Here is a 16595-nt window from a genome sequence, read left to right as displayed (position 1 = left end):
GGTTTTTCATCCTCTTGTTCGCTCGAGCAGAGGAACCTGGCGGCGACCGCCGTGTGGCGGGCTCGACCGGTTCGTGCCCAGGTCAGGTAGGCGTGCCCGAACGGGGCAACCCGTCCATTGTGCCAGACGGAACACCGATCGATGAAATCGGCGGTGGCGCCGGCTTGACGCGACGGTCCAGTTCGGCCTCGGTCGCGGTGCGCGAGTGCTCGACACTGCCCCGCACGGTTTCGAGCGTCGGTGCGCCCGCGACGAGATCCTGCACGAAGATCTTGGCGCGGATCACCGGGCGCCGCAGTCGACGTTCGCGTTCGAGCGCGCGCGCCATGCGACGGGGCCGCTTGCCGTACCGCCAGCGAGCCCAGGGCGCGCCGGGCCGGGAGAGCCGGATCGCGCCGACCCACAGCAGCGGAACGACGAACAGCCCCACCAGGCCCGTCCAGATCTTTCCTTTCACCAGGACGATCGCGGCGAGCAGGAGGTTCACGAGCACAGCCACCACCAGCGCGGCCCGTCCGGCCCAGTCACCGCTGTCCTCGAAGTTCGTGGTGTCCCCGAGTTCGAACGGTCGCAGACCGAGCAACCACATCCCGGTCACGGCGATCGCCACGAAGACGGCGTCGACGGACACCCGTCCCTGTTCTTCCCAGTACACGTCGTTCAGATAGAAGATCAACGCGAACTCGTCGAGTGTCAGTGCGGCACCGACTCCGAAGAGCGCCGCGAGGATGCACGCGGCGACGCGGTTCGCGTCCTCCGAGATCGCGATCAGTCCCCCACCGGCGATCACCATCGTGACGACACCGAACACCACGTGGTGCACGTGCTGACCGCCCGGGGTGATGTTGCCGGGCCACCAGCGCACCTGCGCGCGGATCAACCGCACGCTGATCCGGATGAAGACGAACGCGGCCACGAAACCGAGCAAGAAGAACAGCAGCGGCAGGCGGCCCTGATCGACGATCTCGCGCCGCATCCAGTCGAGCATCACCGGATCACCCCGGCCACCGTGGATCTCATGTCCACAGCATTGCAGGAGTGACCCGGTGATTCGCGTCAGTTGTTGCCGAAACCGGCGCGTCGCAGGGCGTCGGCCAAGGATCCGGAGGCGGCCGGCGTCGAACGGCGGTCGCCGCCACGGCCCTGCTGCCCACGATTGCCCTGACCGCTGCGTCCACGACCGCCGCCCTGGTTGCCGCTGCCCTGACCTCCGGGGCGACGGCCACCTCCGCGCGGCTGGCCGCCCGACTTCTCGGCGCCCGGGGTGGGGACCTCGTCGTCGAGGCGCAGCGTCAGACCGATGCGCTGGCGCGCGACGTCGACCTCGAGAACCTTCACCTTGACGACCTCACCGGACCGGACGACGTCGTGCGGATCCTTCACGAAGCTGCGCGACATCGCGGAGACGTGCACGAGGCCGTCCTGGTGCACACCGACGTCGACGAACGCACCGAAGGCCGCGACGTTGGTGACCACTCCTTCGAGGACCATGCCGGGCTTCAGGTCGGCGACCTTCTCGACACCGGCGGCGAACGTCGCGGTCTTGAACTCCGGACGCGGGTCGCGGCCGGGCTTCTCGAGCTCGGAGATGATGTCGGTGACGGTCGGGACACCGAAGCGGTCGTCGGCGAACTCGTCGGCGCGCAGCTTCCGCAGGGTCGCGATGTTGCCGAGCAGTTCGCGGACGCTGCTGCCGGTCCGGTCGACGATCCGCCGCACCACCGGATACGCCTCGGGGTGCACCGCGGACGCGTCGAGTGGGTCGTCGCCGTTGGGAATGCGCAGGAAGCCCGCGCACTGTTCGAAGGCCTTCGGGCCGAGTCGCGGAACGTCCTCGAGCGCTCTCCGTGCACGGAACGGACCGTTCTGGTCGCGGTGAGCGACGATGCTCTCCGCGAGCGAGCCGGTGATACCCGAGACCCGCGACAGCAGCGGGACAGATGCCGTGTTGACGTCGACACCCACGGCGTTCACCGCGTCCTCGACGACCGCGCCCAGCGACCGCGCGAGCATCGTCTCGGACACGTCGTGCTGGTACTGGCCGACACCGATCGACTTCGGGTCGATCTTGACCAGTTCGGCGAGCGGATCCTGCAGGCGGCGTGCGATGGAGACCGCACCGCGGATGGACACGTCGAGATCCGGGAGTTCCTTGGTGGCGTACTCGGAGGCCGAGTAGACGGACGCGCCCGCCTCGGACACCACGATCTTCGTCAGCCCGGGCACCTTCGCCAGCGACACGAGTTCGGCTGCGAGAGCGTCTGTCTCACGCGACGCCGTGCCGTTGCCGATGGCGATCAGTTCGACACCGTGCCGCGCGACCAGCGCGGCGAGCACCGCGAGGGCCTCGTCACGCTTGTTGTGCGGCTGATGCGGATAGATGGTGGTGTGGTCGACGACCTTGCCGGTCGCGTCGACGACGGCGACCTTCGTGCCGGTGCGGTAGCCGGGGTCGAGGCCCATCGTCGGTCGCGTTCCGGCCGGTGCGGCGAGCAGCAGGTCCTTGAGGTTGGCGGCGAAGACGTCGACCGCGTCCTTCTCGGCGGACTGCCGCAGCCGCATCCTGATGTCCAGCGACAGCGACATCTGCAGCTTGGTGCGCCACGCCCACCGCACGGTGTCGAGCAGCCACTTGTCGGCGGCGCGTCCCTCGTCGGCGATGCCGAAGCGCGTCGCGATCCGGCCCTCGTAGTAGCTGCGCTCACCGGGCACCGGCTCGTCGATCTCGGGATCGAACGACAGCGACAGCACCTCCTCCTTCTCGCCGCGCAGGAGGGCGAGAATGCGGTGCGAGGGCAGCTGGGTGAACGGTTCCGAGAACTCGAAGTAGTCGGAGAACTTCGCGCCGTCGTTCTCCTTGCCGGACCGCACGGTGGAACTCACCTTGCCGCGCGTCCACATCGCCTCGCGGAGCTCGCCGACGAGGTCCGCGTCCTCGGCGAAGCGTTCGACGAGGATGGCGCGCGCACCGTCGAGCTGCTCGGAGGTGTATCCGGCGGGGTCGGTGGTGGGGTCGCCGATGAGCGCGTCGGCGACAGGTTCGTGACCGGCCTCGCGCGCGATCTGCGCCTTGGTGCGCCGCTTCGGCTTGAACGGCAGGTAGATGTCCTCGAGCCGCGCCTTGGTGTCGGCGAGCATGATCTGTCCGCGCAGCGTGTCGTCGAGCTTGCCCTGCGCCTCGATCGATTCGAGGATCGCGACACGGCGCTCGTCGAGTTCACGCAGATAGCGGAGGCGTTCCTCGAGGGTGCGCAGCTGGGCGTCGTCGAGCCCGCCGGTCGCCTCCTTACGGTAGCGCGCGACGAACGGCACGGTCGCGCCGCCGTCGAGCAGTCCCACGGCCGCAGCGACCTGGTCTTCGCGGACGTCGAGTTCCTGGGCGATCCGCTGGTTCACGGTGTCGAGTTCGGTCGTCACGTCGAACGACCCTACAGTTGCCGTCCCCCGCCCGCGCCTGTGACCGTGGGGCGCCTGCGCGCGTAACGGCACTCGCGCTCGCGAGCGGGGTCCGTGCAGGCTGCCGGGTGGACCGGCGCTATCGTCCACAGCACAATGGAATGCAGGAACCGGACATGAAGCACGGGCGCGGACGCGCACGATCGGGCGCGATGATGCTGTGCGTGGCCACCGCACTGGCCGTATCCGGCTGCGAATCGATGGGCTCCCATCCGCTCCCGCACGAGGCGCTCGGTCTCGCCTCGGTGACGGACACCGATTCCGACGAATCGACCGTGACGCTGTCGACGGCCGAACTGCCCCGACAGATCGACGCGGCCGTCGCGCTCGCCGACAGCCGCGGAGCGCGCCTGACTGTCGCCGTGCTCGACCGTGAATCCGGGACCCGCGTGCTCGGCGGTTCGGACGAACCCTTCGAGACCGCCTCGACGGTGAAGCTGTTCATCGCCGAGGAGGTCCTGTACCGCGAGGTGACGGGCGAGGCGACGCTCGCCGACGAGGACCACGAGTTGATCCGGTCGATGCTGCGGTCGTCGGACGACAACGCGGCGACGCTGTTGTGGGAGACCTACGGTGGTCCCGAGATCGTCGAGCACGTCGTGGAGCGGCACAACCTGACCGGCACGACTCCCCCGGATCCGGGGTCCTGGTGGTGGAACACGACCACGACGGCGTCGGACCTGCTGACCTGGTACGACGATCTGCTCGGCGACAGTGCCTCCGGTGATGAGAGCGCGGCCCGGATCGTCGGCCATCTGGTGGAGTTCACCGACGAGGGCATCGACGGATACGACCAGCGTTTCGGGCTTCCCGAGGGTCTCGGCGACTCCACGGACCTGGGTGTGAAGCAGGGGTGGATGTGCTGCCCGGCCGGTGAATGGCTGCACCTGTCCACCGGGTTCTTCGGCGACGACCACCGGTACGCGGTCGTGGTCGCGGCGCGGGAGACCGTCACCTACGAAGAGTCGGATCCCTTCTACGACACCGGTTTCCTGCCCGACACGGCGATGTACGACGCGACGGACGACGGGAGCGCGCAACACGCGCGCGAGACCGTCACGCTGGCGGTCGAGACGACGCTCGGAAGCGCGCACCGGCCCTGAGGACCGTCGGGCCCGGCGTCAGTCGTCGGACGGGAGCAGATCGGGTCGTCGTTCGCGGGTGCGTTCGAGCGACTGCTCGTGGCGCCAGCGAGCGACCTTGCCGTGGTCGCCGGACAGCAGCACCGGTGGCACCTCGAGGTCGCGCCACACCGCCGGCCGAGTGTAACTCGGCCCTTCGAGCAGTCCGTCGGAAAACGAATCCTCTTGATGCGACGCCTGATTGCCGAGTACACCGGGCAGCAGACGGACGACGGCCTCGACCATGACGAGGACGGCGACCTCCCCACCGATGAGGACGTAGTCGCCGATGCTCACTTCTTCGACGCGCACGCGCCGCGCGGCATCGTCGAAGACGCGCTGGTCGATTCCTTCGTAGCGGCCGCAGGCGAAGACGATCCGCTTCTCCTTCGACCACCGTTGTGCGGTGGCCTGATCGAAGCGGCGACCGGCGGGCGTCGGGACGACGAGCAGTACGTCGGGATCGGTTTCACCGTCGGGCCCGGCGAGCACGTCGTCGAGCGCCGGTCCCCACACGGTGGGTTTCATGACCATGCCCGGTCCGCCGCCGTAGGGCGCGTCGTCGACGGCCTTGTGCACGTCGTGCGTCCAGTCGCGCAGGTTGTGCACACCGACGGAGATGAGCCCCTTGTCGATCGCCTTGCCGAGCAGGGCGACGCGCAGGGGTTCGAGATATTCGGGGAAGATGGTGACGACGTCGAGCCGCACGGACTACTGCTTCCCCTCGGTCGACTTCTTCTTCTTGGACGGCGGTTCCCCGAAGTCGGGGTCGAGGAGTCCTTCGGGCGGATCGATCTCGATCACGCCGTCCCGGACCGACACCGTCGGGACGATCTCGGTGACGAACGGGACGAGTAACTCTCCGCGCTCCTGGCCGGCTGGCCGGATCGACAGCAGTTCACCGGCGGCCGTGTGCAGGACCTCGCGGACGGTGCCGACCTCGGTTCCGCCGTCGGGGCGACCGGCGACGATCCGCACCGTCAGCCCTTCGAGTTCGTGGTCGTAGAACTCGTCCGGGTCGTCGGACGGCGGAAGGTCGGCGCTGTCGACGACGAACAGCACCCCGCGCAGTGCGTCGGCGGCGTCGCGACCGTCGATGCCCTGCAGGCGCAGCAGAAGCCGCCCGGAGTGCTCCCGGGCGGCTTCCACTGTGTACTCGTGCAGGTGCCTGTCGCGAGGCTTACGGCCACGCAGGACCGCGCCGACGGCGAAGCGCTCTTCGGGTTCGTCGGTGCGAACCTCGACGACGACTTCGCCTCTGATGCCGTGCGACTTGGCCACACGGCCCACGACGAGCTCCATCGACGCTCGCCTAGCGGTCGGTGTCGACGACGTCGACACGGATACCTCGGCCACCGATTCCGGTGACGAGGGTCCGCAGCGCGGTCGCGGTGCGACCGCCGCGGCCGATGACCTTGCCGAGGTCGTCGGGATTGACGTGCACCTCGACGGTGCGGCCCCGACGGCCCGCGATCAGGTCGACGCGGACGTCGTCGGGATGGGCGACGATTCCACGAACGAGATGCTCGACGGCATCGGCGACCACGGCGCTCATTACTCGGCGGCCTCGGTGGACTCGGCCTCGGTGGACGCCTCGGCGGTCTCTTCCTTGGCAGCCTTCTTCTTCTTGGGCGTGACGGCCTCGGCAGCCGGCTCGTTCTCGGCCTGCGCGAGGGCGGCCTGGAACAGCTCGAGCTTGGACGGCTTCGGCTCCGCCTTCTTCAGCGTGCCCTCGGCACCCGGCAGGCCCTTGAACTTCTGCCAGTCACCGGTGATCTTGAAGAGGTTGAGGACCGGCTCGGTCGGCTGCGCGCCGACGTTCAGCCAGTACTGCGCACGCTCCGAGTCGATCTCGATCAGCGAAGGCTCTTCCTTCGGGTGGTACTTGCCGATGGTCTCGATGGCCCGGCCGTTGCGGCGGGTGCGCGAGTCCGCGACGACGATGCGGTACTGCGGGTTGCGGATCTTGCCGAGACGGGTGAGCTTGATCTTGACAGCCACTGCTGTGTTCTCCTTCGGGGTGCGCCGAGGCGCGTGTCACGTGCAATTCGGACGACGCGCCCTTCTGGCACGCCCGGTTTTGCCTCTAGCCTGTGACCGCCGCGCGGTACGTAACCGGATGCGACGACAGCGAACCATTCTGCCAGACGCGCGAGCCAGGACGAAACCGGCACCCGGTGACTCCGCGCACCCTCTCTACAGCCGCGGGGCGCCCCGAGACCACCCGGCCGCGGAGCACCACAAGATCGGGACGCGCGGCCGCGGGGTCGCTGCGCGGATCCTCCCGGTACACGACGAAATCCGCCGACGTCCCCGATTCGAGACTCGGGTGCCCGAGCCATGCGCGGGCCTTCCAACTCGCCGCAGCGTACGCCTCGGTCGGGTCGAGACCCACGCGCACGAGCGATGCGATCTCGTCGGCGATGCGCCCGTGCTGCACCTGGTGCCCGCGTAGATCGGGATGCCGGCCTCGTGGGCAGCAGCGCCGATGGTCCCGTCGACGCGCGCGTACCGTACAGAGTGCGCATGTGCGCCGCATACACCGGGAATCGCGTCGCCGATGAGTTTGACCCAGCCGTCACCGGCCCGGGCCTGACGGGCCACTTCGTCGGGCAGCTACGACTCGTCCTCGAGGTCGACGGGTGTAGGGATGCAGCGAAGACTGGCCGGACACGCTGCTGCACATCGACAGATCCCGGGTGTGTCAACAGTACTCGTGCAAATGCGCGACTCGGTCGACCGCAGCGCCGATCGTGCGCGGCGGCAGCGTGTCGGGCACGCTGGCAGGGTGACAGAGCCTGACCAGGTGTGGCGTCCGCAGACTCGGCTACCGGTGTTGGTGACCACCGTGTCGATCGAAGACGGGGAGACACCGCCCCCGGAGGTCGGTGCCGTCGCGGTGTTTCCGTTGTTGTTCGAGGAGATGCCCGCCGATCCGGCGGATCCGTCGATTGTCACGCTTGGCGCTGTGGCCGAGCCCCTGCATTCGGGAAAGCCCGCGTTGCAGCAGCCCGGGGACGGACGGCAGTGGTGGGACTGGACGGTGCTGCTGCGCGGTGTGGGGTGGACGGCGACCTGGTACACCCGTCGTCCGGTGCTCGGTCAGGTCGAGGTCACCGGCCGGTTGATCGGTGATCTGTCCTACGCCACTATCGGGCGGATCCGCGGCCGGGTCAGGCGTATTCGCGTCGCATCCGATCGGTACCGGCGCGAGGTCGATCAGCCGCACTCGCCGTTCAGGCCGGTGCCCGGCACCCGCCGCTATCGGCAGGTCACCACGTCCCCACGATCGTTCGCCCATGTTGCCCGGCCCAGCGGCCCCGACCCGCTGGTCGAGCGCACTCACGAGGTGGGCGTGCTGGTGGATCTCGACTTGACCGATGTGCCGCCACCGCCGCTGCGGCCGAGCATGATCCCCGCCGCGATATCCGCGCACGAGTCGGACCTGTGGATCGCCGACCGTGAGCTGCCCCTGGTCGTGCATCTCGACGCCGGCCGGCGCGTGCGCGAATACATCGTGCCCGGGCAGATCTTCGATACTCCTCCGGCCGATCGCACCCGCTCGGTGTGGGCACACGCCGACGGCTGCTGGGTGGGCGGCTGGGACGGAATCTTCCACTGCACCCGGGGCGGCACCGTCGAGACAATTACCGATACACCGATTCGAGACGGCGCAGCCCATGCCCAGACCCTGCTCGCCGTGGCGGTGCCGGACCGCGGCACCGCCGAGCTGATCCTCGCTCGCCCGGGACAGGACCTGGTGAGGCATCCTGCCGAGCAGTGGGGCGACCTCGAATCGATGACCACCTGCGAAGGTGGGTTTGTCCTGCTGTTTCGCCGGCGTGACCCGAGCACCGGCGCGCTCGGAGCGGCGCGCCTGGTCCGGGTCGATCTGCACGCCGCCGTGACCGTCGGTGCGCCGCTGGAGACCGCGGGGATGTCCTATCGGCCGTTTCTGACGGGCCTTCCACCGACGATCGTCGACGGCACCTTCGCATACCGGATACTCGACGATCTCACCCTCGCCCAGCCGAACTCGCTGCCTGATCATGTCCTCGGCGGCGGACAGATCGATGACCTGCTCTGGATCGTCGGCCATCCCCCGGACGGTTCCGGCCGTAGGCAGTGGTGGCCACTGCCGGGGCCGGCCGTGTATCCGGCCGATCACCACCAATACTGGCTGTTCCCCCGCCTCGATCCGGTCACCTGGGAGCCGATCTCGAGCATCCCGATCCGCAGTCCCCGCCCGGACGTCACCATCGACGGAGCCGGCACCGTGTGGGTCACCGCTGCGGGCGTGCATGCCTTGCCGCACCAGCACATGAACCCGCCGGAACTGCTCGATGTCGCCGAACTCCTCGACCGCTCCCGCCTCCGGTAGCCGAGCACTCACGAGGCGCAGGTCCGTGTACGCACGCCGCCCGATCACCGGTCCGGCCGCGTCCGCCCACCTCCATTCTCCTTGCTCCGCAAGGCAGACCAGTGGTTCGAGGGGGCTACGCTCCTACATAGACCGTGGCACGTTCACAGCACGCGGGAAAACGCAGGTCGGGCGCAGGAACACCGCGGCGGCCACGGGGCGAGCCGATGATTCAGTCGTCCTCCCAGACCAGTTTGTGCAGACGCATCGCTTCGATCAGATCGGAATCGTGCTCCTCGACAGGGCCGTAATCCAGCACCGTGACGTTCTTGCTGACCGGTCCGTCACCGGGACGCTCGTCCAGCGCCCAGAGCACCAACCCGTCACCGTGCCAGGACTCGAACTCGATGCCGGCCACCGGCTCACCGCCGGGATCGGAGAGAGTGTTGATCCACTGGGAGATCGCCCGGGTCAGGGCACGCGGGCGGGCATTGCGGATCGCCGCGGTGTCGAGGTCGAGCAGACCGTGTCGGATCGCATGGGGCCGGACAGGGTGCGCAGGGTGGCCACCGATTCGGGGTCGCCGGGCACGACGCAGCGGACATCCCCGCGCGAGGTGGAGATCAGCGTGCGGTCCGGTGCACTCATCCGACCGTCGCGAACTGCCGGGCAGCGGCGAGGACCTTCGGGCCGACGTCGGACAGCTCGCCTTCGCGCAGCAGCAGCGCCGGCGGGCGGTCGTCGAGGATCGAGTTCAGGCCCTGGAACCACGTCTGCGCTACGGCGGGGGGGTCGCGTTCGGCGATCAGCCGGGCGGCGCGGTAGGCGATGCGCAGGCGTTCGACGTCGGTGTCGTTATTGATAGTGCGGGTGCCCTCGGCCCACTGGCGGACCACGCGGGTTTCCTTGACCTTCCCCAGGTAGGCGACGAGCTTGGCGCCGAGCAGGTCGCGCAGTGCGGTGACCAGCTGTGATTGGGCCATGTGGGCGGCGTCGTTGGAGGCGGCGAGGTCAGGGCGTGGGTGTGCGGCTGTCATAACAATCCACCTCCTGATCACAGGGTAAATCACAGTCTTGATGCCGTTGAAGTTCCCACCTCGAGTGACTGTTCAGGGTTGATTCTTCGAGTGTCGGTCCGTGCGAGCTTCGCCGAGTACGGCGCGGGCAACGACTGTGAACATGCAATGTGTCACCGCGCTGAACGCCTACGGATTCCAGGCCATGCCTCACCAGCGTGGACGCGGCTCTGCGGTGACTCCAACCGCAGATCGTCGTCTGTGTGGCTGTGAGTCAGTCGCTGGGGGTGGACGCGGCGGGGTGTGTGGTCAGGGCGGGCAGGACCGTGGCCATGATCGAGGCGGCGAACTCGGTCATCGGCTGCTGGGGATGGTCGGGTCCGTAGAACTGTTCGAGGAACGCCCGCAGGTAGCAGGCACCGGCGATCGATGCGGCGACTCCGTCGATGGGGGCGTCGGCGGCCACGGTGCCGGCGCGCTGTTCGTGCTCGAGGAATCGGGCCACGGCGGCGGGCAGCAGAGCCGGGCCGGCGCCGTGCGCGATGACGGCTTCGCGGTGGCGTTCGAGCAGGGCGGCGTCGGAGAACAGGGAAGCGCCGATCGCGAAGGTTTGCCGGTAGAAGGCGGTGATCTGCTCGATCGTCGCCCCCAGTCTGCCGTCGAGGGTGTCGGCGTCACCGGGGGTGCGGTCGGTGCGGGTGAGGATGTCGACGGTGGGCACTCGTTCGCGCAGGACGCTGAGGAACAGGTCGACCTTGTCGTCGAAGAGTTTGTAGATCATTGCTTCCGAGTAGCCGGCGGACGCCGCGATCTGCTTGGTGGTTGCCTTGGCGATCCCGCGGTCGCGCATGATGCTCGCCGCGGCGTCGAGGATGCGATCACGTGCGGTGGGGGCGTGGTCGGGCATGCCCTGACGGTAACCTACAATTATGGTTAGTGAGTACCCACTAACCAGGGAGTCCGCATGCTGATCCTCGCAATCGAGGTCCTTCTCGCGCTCTGCGTTCTTCTCACCACATGGTTCGTCGGATACGTGGTCTACCGCCTGGTCACCGACGAACAGCGCTGAACGCACCCGCCTGCGCGCACCTTCGCCGCAGCCGGTGAGCGCACCGGCAGCGCGCCACACCATCACCGTCACAGCCGCGCAACGACCCAGACTCCATCACCACCCGGCACCCGCGTCGAAAGGCGCGATCAGCATCGAAAAGGAATACGCGCGTGAACACCACCCCGCCGCTCGGCTACCTGATCAAATCCGTCGACAACGCCCTGCACCGCTACGTCGACCACACCCTGCACCAAGCACACGGCGTCGGCCGCGGCCACTGGCAGGCCCTGCGCACCGCACAGGACGACCCCGAGTTGACCCTCGAACAGTTCTCCGTAGAAGCCGCCGCCTTCTATACCCCCGCCCGGATCGACCGCCTGCTCGCCTCCTTGACCGACAACGGCTGGCTGCACCTCGATCCGGTCGCCCCGGGCACCACCGCCATGCGGATCACCGATGCGGGCCGCGAGCTGCTCGAGCAGATGAGCCGCACGCAAGCGCGCACCGCGCAGACCCTGACCGACGGCGTCTCCGCCGAGGACTACGAGACCGTCCTGCGGACGCTGGCCACGATGCTCGACAACCTCGAAGCGGCGACACCACGATCCGAGACGAACCCGACCGGATGATCGCCCGGAAGTGCTTGTCCACCACGATTGGCGGATGCTCCACACGGGTCTGCTTGTCAACACGGCTGGGTGGGTCTTGGCTATGGTGCCGAGATGACCACTACCGATGCTGCGCACCCCTCGTCCTCCACCATCGACCTCGAGGGCAGAGTGTTCACCGGTGTCAGCAACTCGCCCACCGGACAGGTCAGTAGCGCCACACATTTTCGGTACCACCAGGACAACGCTGTCATCTGGGCCGACTACGACGGCGGAGAGATAGTGCGGGGTTTCCTCGTCGGGACACGTGACGGTGAACGGCTGCACTTTCGCTACACCCACCTCAGTGTCGACGGCACTACCGCGAGTGGAGTCTGCGACAGTCGGATCGAAGTGCTCACCGACGGTCGCCTACGCGTAGAAGAGAACTGGGCCTGGGAATCCCGCCCCGGAAAGGGTACGAGCGTGATCGAAGAAATCCGCTGACCCGTCGGACCCGCTGCATCGACGGACGCCTACAGCACGAACGCGAACCAGTACGGGATGCGCTGCGCTCTGCGTAGATGACACGTCCCCCGCGCCCCCGGGTGGAGAGCGCGCCGGCGGACACAGAAACGAGCCCAACCTCGGCGGTGGTCACGGCGTCGAGGGCCGTCCCGCGGCCGCGCGGGACGATCCGGCGTCGGTCGCGGCGGATCGAGGACCACTGCGCAGGGAAGCGGCCGTCGGCGGAGACCCGGATCGACATTGCGATCGCCGGCGCGACCGTCGGACATCGCCTGGCTGGGATGGAGCGAACCGTAATAGACCGCAGAAGGTTGTCGTGGACGGGCCTGATCCCGGTATGGACGACGTCATCGAGTCCGTGATTCGTTGTGGCGGCAGCGCCGGCTATCAGATGGGACTCGACGATGCCGGCCAACTACAACTGACCGCAACGGACGATACGCCCGTCGATCCACCGGTGAAATTCGTCTTCAGTGAGCAGGAACTGTGGAACTACTACGTCAGCTGCACCGCGCCCTCCTCGATCAGCCGGGACACCGTGGGAAACATGGCTCATGTCGATCCCGACTCGTCTCGACGAACCTGCCTGGAAGGCAACGACTCTGAACATGAAATGTGTCATCGCGATCAGCCCCTACGGATTCCACGCCGTGTCTCGATCGACGTGGGTGTGACACTCGTGATTGGTCGAATGTGCGCTGGACTGCCCCGACGGCATGGGCCCCTCCGACGCGGTCGAAGCGGTGTCGTTGCTCAGTTGCATCCGCGATCGCGCAACCATTCCAGTGCGGCCACCTCCGCGCCGTCGCTGGAGGTGCGGTGATCGGCAGCGACGGGTTCCTCAGCGAGATTGACGCCGTCGCGGTCGACATACGTACTCTCGGTGAGAACCAACAGTGCTCCGTCGTAGAGCGGGTGCACCGAATTCGCTGACGTGTATCCCGCGCTGTCCGCCCCGAACGACCGGGCGTTGTCGAGACCACGGAACGCCGTGAGCACCGCCTCACCACTCGAGACCGTGTCACCGTCCTGGAGCACCACAACAGGCTGATCGGCGATCTTCGCGACAGCACCGACCGAGATGACGGTCCCGCCCATCCCGGCACCGTCGTCGAAGATGGTCACTGGCATGTCCTCGCCCGCGCGGGTGCGAAAGGTCATCGCGGTCCCGTTCGGTAGCAGCGGGGTCAGGCCGGACAACATCGGGTACATCGTGCCGCCGGTGTTGCCGCGCAGATCGACAATCCACCCGCAGGTCCGATCCGCCGCGCCGAGAATGCCGACCGCCGCGGCGTCGGCGTAGCGCTGCTGCAACTCGTCCGACACCGCACCCAAGGCAGGAATCGTCACGGTGGTGATGCTGTCCACTGTGGTGACCGTAGGTTCGGAAAGCTCGGCGGTGGCAGCCGAGGACGACCGGGCCGCTTTCGCCGGATCGAGGAAGACCGAGTGCTTCCCACCGGCCACTTTCACCGCCGCCGCCAACGGGCCATGCAACTCCTGGATGCTCGCAGCGCCGTCGGCGGCAGCCTGTACGCGGGCCCGCCGCGCGTCCCACTCCAGACCGGTCTCGTAATAGCCGTTCTCCCATCAGGTCCAAAGCGATCTCGGCGTAGCGCTGCGGCGACGGATGCCACCGGCCCGCACTCGGCAGCGTCGTCGCCTGCCGTCGGCTGCGCAGTGAGAACACCGGTGACGACGCCGTGACGCTCGTCCTCGCCGAGTACCAGCAGCCCCGGCACACCCGCCGCTGATCCCTATCTGCCAGGAGGCCCCGTGATCGTAACCGTCGTGCTGATGCTCGGAGCGCTGGTAGCTGCTGGCCGGATTCCTGGGAACCCGCACCGCCACCGAACCCCCCGTTACCTTCTTCGTAGCCCTGCAACACAGGGCGACGGTCGCCAAGCGGAACTTGTCAAGGTGATTGAGTCCAACGGGTGTTACGCGGCCGCCTGATCTGCCGCAGGTTCGGTGCCGTCGATGACGGCGGGCTGGTTGATCCACGCCTCGGTGGGCAGGTCCAGGATCTTCGGCCCTCGGTCCGTGGCTCCGAATCGTTCGGGATGGGCGCGACGAGCCTCAGCGAGGACGATGGAGCGCTCCGCGGCCTTCTGGGCAGCGAGCCCGAAGTGAACGTCTGCGGGGGTGTGCAGACCGATTCCGCTGTGCCGGTGATCGTGGTTGTTCCCCCGCAAGCGGGAGGTGCCCCCACAGGTGACGAACGTTTCCATGAACTGTCGGGCGTGGTGGATCGACCCGAAGCGCTCCGGGAACGCCGGCCCGTACTCGAGGGTCTTGAACAGCGATTCGGAGTACGGGTTGTCGTTGGAGACCTTCGGGCGCGAGTGTGAGCGGGTCACCTCGAGATCGGCGAGTAGGGCAGCGACGGGTTTGCTGGTCATCGACGTCCCCCGGTCCGCATGCACGACGTTCGGGATACCGTGCACGGCAAAGATCTCGGTCATGAATTCCACCGCGAGCAAACCGGATTCGCGGGTCTGGACGTGTACTCCGACGATGTAGCGGGAGTAGATGTCGACCATCACGTAGGCGTCGAAGTAGACGCCCTTGGTCGGGCCGGGCAACTTGGTGATGTCCCAGGTGTAGACCTGCCGCGGCGCGTCGGCCACCAACTCCGGACACGCCTTGGCGGGAGCCGGGCCTGCCGCCGGCGGTAGCTGACCTGCGTGTTCTCCCGCAGGACCCGGTACATCGTCGACACCGAACACAGGTAGGTGCCCTCGTCGAGGAGTTGCGCGTAGACCTCGAGCGGGGCCTGGTCGACGAACCGGTCGCAGTCGAGCGTGCTGAGCACAGCGGCGCGTTCTTCGGGAGTGAGCTTGTTCGCCGGCCCCCGCCGCGGGGGCGCCGTATCCCGCGCCGGGGCCGCGGCCCGGGTCTTGTCACGGGCGGCCGTCGACCGCACAACCGACGTCAATGTTGTTGCGGCCCTGGTGCTGACACCGGCTGCGGTGAGAGTGTGGTGGGCGGCCATCAACGCTTCTTGCGCGGCTCGTCGGTGTCCGCGCTCTCTTCAGATCTGTTCCAAGAGCGCGTGCGCTTTTCCCATGATCTCGAGGGCCACCTCGGTCGTCGCGAGACGCTTGTTGGTGCGGTCGAGTTCACGCCGCAGGCGGGCGATCTCGGCCTGCTCGGCGGTCAGCTTCCCGACCTTCGCGTCGGCCGGCTTGTCGTCGAGGACACCGGCGTCGCGTTGCTTGCGCCACTCACTGATCAGGGACGAGTACAAACCCTCCCGGCGCAAGTAGGCGCCGCCCTCGCTTCGCTCGCAGGCCTGCTCGTACGCGGCCAGATACGCGAGCTTGTCCGCCGGTGAAAAAGCGCGGCGTCGGCGCGGGCCATCCGATCGGGGATGCGAAGAGTCCATGCGGGCATTGTCCCCGGCCACGGCCAGGCTGGAAATCGTCATCGAGGAGTTGATCCGTATCTCGCCCTGCAGGCGGGGGTGCTGTGAAGCGCTGGACTCAACTCACCCTGACACGCAGGGCAGGGGCAGGTGTACCTGCGGCGGGGGCTCGACCACCGTGCAGCGGGTGACGGTGGTGGTGATGAGCACATCGAAGTACTACGGACTCATGACCGACCCCGTCGATGACGAAACGTGCGGACGGCGCTGCGACCTTCAGGGAGGTCACGGCGGTTAGGGCAGAAACGTCCGCGAAAGACGAATGGAATCGTGAGTGGGTCCGACTGCCTGTAATGCCTAGGTACGGGCTGTACGTAAGCGAACCTAGGAACTCGAACCGAACTGACGATCATTCGACAGGCATCGAAGTTCCTGGGCCAGGGACACACCTAGCTCCTCGCATCGACCCGCTCATCGACCGACGTCGGGACTCCCCCTCGACATATGCTGCAGAGCGCTCGGAGTATCCCAGCGGGGCTCCTGTCGATCCAGGTGGCGGCCCGCGTCGGCAGCCGAGTTGCACCGGCATTAGCCGCCCGGTTTGATCCGGGAGATCCACGTCGCCCCTCGCGGTGCCTACAGCCACCGCCGCATGCCCGCCGACCCAACCATGGCTATGGGTGTCACGTGCAGCTCGGTTGCGACCGAACGAGTTGTAGGTCAGCAGCAGTCCCCTGAGCGCTTCGTGCCGAGTGGTTCCCCCACCGAACATACGACGCGCGCGGGAAGGTGTTCTGTGTCGTGATCCCGGACGCGTTCAGTCGGCGGATCAGAGTGGAAGAGCGACTCGCGACACTGTTCTGCATCCGTCATCTGGTGGGTGCGCCTTTGTTTCGGAAACAGCCTGTCGGGCGCCTCACCTTGAGTCCGGTGGGTTATCCGGTCAGCGATCCGTGACGAGTCACCAACTACAACTGAGGGCGAAAGCCCGAGCCTAGGGATCCGTTTTGTTGCACTTGCGAAGCCCCGATCGGGCGCTATAGTTGCCCGAAAGAAACCGCTCGGATGGTTTCTTTTCGATGTCCGGGGGCCATCACCACAGCATCTGT

General features: G+C 67.5%; 16 protein-coding genes and 1 pseudogene. 4 read left to right on the top strand and 13 right to left on the bottom strand.

The genetic code is table 11. The features are described from left to right. Positions 1 to 82: 82 nt before the first annotated feature. A complete protein-coding gene (locus IM25_RS15105; RefSeq protein WP_033096501.1) occupies positions 83 to 988 on the bottom strand; it encodes a hypothetical protein in 906 nt (301 codons plus the stop codon). A gap of 68 nt (positions 989 to 1056) precedes the next feature. Next, a complete protein-coding gene (locus tag IM25_RS15100) occupies positions 1057 to 3417 on the bottom strand; it encodes a Tex family protein (RefSeq protein ID WP_033096500.1) in 2361 nt (786 codons plus the stop codon). A 155-nt stretch (positions 3418 to 3572) separates the two neighbouring features. On the opposite strand from IM25_RS15100, the gene IM25_RS15095 reads away from it, so the two are divergent. Next, positions 3573 to 4559 carry a hypothetical protein gene (locus IM25_RS15095; RefSeq protein ID WP_232333335.1) on the top strand — a complete coding sequence of 329 codons (987 nt, stop codon included), beginning with the start codon at positions 3573 to 3575 and terminating at the stop codon, positions 4557 to 4559. 18 nt (positions 4560 to 4577) lie between these two features. On the opposite strand, the gene trmD is transcribed toward IM25_RS15095, so the two are convergent. From trmD to IM25_RS27635, 5 genes are all read right to left on the bottom strand, one after another. Next, positions 4578 to 5285, bottom strand: coding sequence for a tRNA (guanosine(37)-N1)-methyltransferase TrmD (trmD, locus tag IM25_RS15090; RefSeq protein WP_006550956.1), 708 nt, complete (start codon positions 5283 to 5285; stop codon positions 4578 to 4580). Positions 5286 to 5288: 3 nt separating this feature from the next. Then, complete coding sequence (rimM, locus tag IM25_RS15085; protein WP_019289112.1) at positions 5289 to 5879, bottom strand: ribosome maturation factor RimM; 591 nt, start codon at positions 5877 to 5879, stop codon at positions 5289 to 5291. A gap of 10 nt (positions 5880 to 5889) precedes the next feature. Next, entirely contained in the window at positions 5890 to 6132 is a 243-nt protein-coding gene (locus tag IM25_RS15080; RefSeq protein ID WP_006550954.1) for an RNA-binding protein, read from the bottom strand. After that, on the bottom strand, positions 6132 to 6578 hold the full coding sequence (rpsP, locus tag IM25_RS15075) for a 30S ribosomal protein S16 (protein WP_033096498.1): 447 nt from the start codon (positions 6576 to 6578) through the stop codon (positions 6132 to 6134). Before rpsP ends, IM25_RS15080 begins: the two co-directional genes overlap by 1 nt. An 85-nt stretch (positions 6579 to 6663) precedes the next feature. Next, the gene (locus tag IM25_RS27635) at positions 6664 to 7017 is read right to left on the bottom strand and encodes a hypothetical protein (RefSeq protein WP_052039968.1); all 354 of its coding nucleotides are present in this window, start codon (positions 7015 to 7017) and stop codon (positions 6664 to 6666) included. Between the two features lie 348 nt (positions 7018 to 7365). Between IM25_RS27635 and IM25_RS15065 the strand changes: the two genes are divergently transcribed. Beyond that, on the top strand, positions 7366 to 8958 hold the full coding sequence (locus IM25_RS15065; RefSeq protein ID WP_232333334.1) for a hypothetical protein: 1593 nt from the start codon (positions 7366 to 7368) through the stop codon (positions 8956 to 8958). Between the two features lie 211 nt (positions 8959 to 9169). On the opposite strand, the gene IM25_RS26930 is transcribed toward IM25_RS15065, so the two are convergent. The 4 genes from IM25_RS26930 to IM25_RS15050 all read right to left on the bottom strand — a co-directional run bounded on the left by IM25_RS26930 (position 9170) and on the right by IM25_RS15050 (position 10860). Beyond that, entirely contained in the window at positions 9170 to 9355 is a 186-nt protein-coding gene (locus IM25_RS26930) for a hypothetical protein (protein WP_019289108.1), read from the bottom strand. 53 nt (positions 9356 to 9408) lie between these two features. Continuing rightward, positions 9409 to 9585, bottom strand: coding sequence for a hypothetical protein (locus tag IM25_RS26925; protein WP_019289107.1), 177 nt, complete (start codon positions 9583 to 9585; stop codon positions 9409 to 9411). Beyond that, positions 9582 to 9974 carry a hypothetical protein gene (locus IM25_RS15055; RefSeq protein ID WP_065996149.1) on the bottom strand — a complete coding sequence of 131 codons (393 nt, stop codon included), beginning with the start codon at positions 9972 to 9974 and terminating at the stop codon, positions 9582 to 9584. Before IM25_RS15055 ends, IM25_RS26925 begins: the two co-directional genes overlap by 4 nt. A 253-nt stretch (positions 9975 to 10227) precedes the next feature. Next, positions 10228 to 10860, bottom strand: coding sequence for a TetR/AcrR family transcriptional regulator (locus tag IM25_RS15050; protein ID WP_033096496.1), 633 nt, complete (start codon positions 10858 to 10860; stop codon positions 10228 to 10230). 314 nt (positions 10861 to 11174) lie between these two features. Here IM25_RS15050 and IM25_RS15045 point away from each other — a divergent pair, with 314 nt between their 5' ends. Together IM25_RS15045 and IM25_RS15040 are read left to right on the top strand one after the other, a co-directional pair. Further along, positions 11175 to 11633 carry a MarR family winged helix-turn-helix transcriptional regulator gene (locus IM25_RS15045; RefSeq protein ID WP_033096494.1) on the top strand — a complete coding sequence of 153 codons (459 nt, stop codon included), beginning with the start codon at positions 11175 to 11177 and terminating at the stop codon, positions 11631 to 11633. Positions 11634 to 11726: 93 nt separating this feature from the next. Then, a complete protein-coding gene (locus IM25_RS15040; protein ID WP_052039967.1) occupies positions 11727 to 12098 on the top strand; it encodes a hypothetical protein in 372 nt (123 codons plus the stop codon). 774 nt (positions 12099 to 12872) lie between these two features. Here the strand turns inward: IM25_RS15040 and IM25_RS15035 are convergent. Together IM25_RS15035 and IM25_RS25545 are read right to left on the bottom strand one after the other, a co-directional pair. Beyond that, entirely contained in the window at positions 12873 to 13487 is a 615-nt protein-coding gene (locus tag IM25_RS15035; protein ID WP_198162496.1) for a S41 family peptidase, read from the bottom strand. A 572-nt stretch (positions 13488 to 14059) separates the two neighbouring features. After that, positions 14060 to 15507: pseudogene (locus IM25_RS25545) on the bottom strand (DDE-type integrase/transposase/recombinase). Positions 15508 to 16595 lie beyond the last annotated feature (1088 nt).

It is taken from the genome of Rhodococcus sp. p52 (genome assembly GCF_000763325.2).
GTDB lineage: Bacteria > Actinomycetota > Actinomycetes > Mycobacteriales > Mycobacteriaceae > Rhodococcus > Rhodococcus pyridinivorans.
This window is presented reverse-complemented; position numbering and strand designations above follow the sequence as displayed.

Bases quoted from the DNA above. Each gene is read 5' to 3' on its own strand.
- IM25_RS15105 (WP_033096501.1), bottom strand. From the start codon at position 988: ATGCTCGACTGGATGCGGCGCGAGATCGTCGATCAGGGCCGCCTGCCG.
- IM25_RS15040 (WP_052039967.1), top strand. From the start codon at position 11,727: ATGACCACTACCGATGCTGCGCACCCCTCGTCCTCCACCATCGACCTC.
- IM25_RS26925 (WP_019289107.1), bottom strand. From the start codon at position 9,585: ATGAGTGCACCGGACCGCACGCTGATCTCCACCTCGCGCGGGGATGTC.
- rimM (WP_019289112.1), bottom strand. From the start codon at position 5,879: ATGGAGCTCGTCGTGGGCCGTGTGGCCAAGTCGCACGGCATCAGAGGC.
- IM25_RS15055 (WP_065996149.1), bottom strand. From the start codon at position 9,974: ATGACAGCCGCACACCCACGCCCTGACCTCGCCGCCTCCAACGACGCC.
- IM25_RS15080 (WP_006550954.1), bottom strand. From the start codon at position 6,132: ATGAGCGCCGTGGTCGCCGATGCCGTCGAGCATCTCGTTCGTGGAATC.
- IM25_RS15095 (WP_232333335.1), top strand. From the start codon at position 3,573: ATGAAGCACGGGCGCGGACGCGCACGATCGGGCGCGATGATGCTGTGC.
- IM25_RS15050 (WP_033096496.1), bottom strand. From the start codon at position 10,860: ATGCCCGACCACGCCCCCACCGCACGTGATCGCATCCTCGACGCCGCG.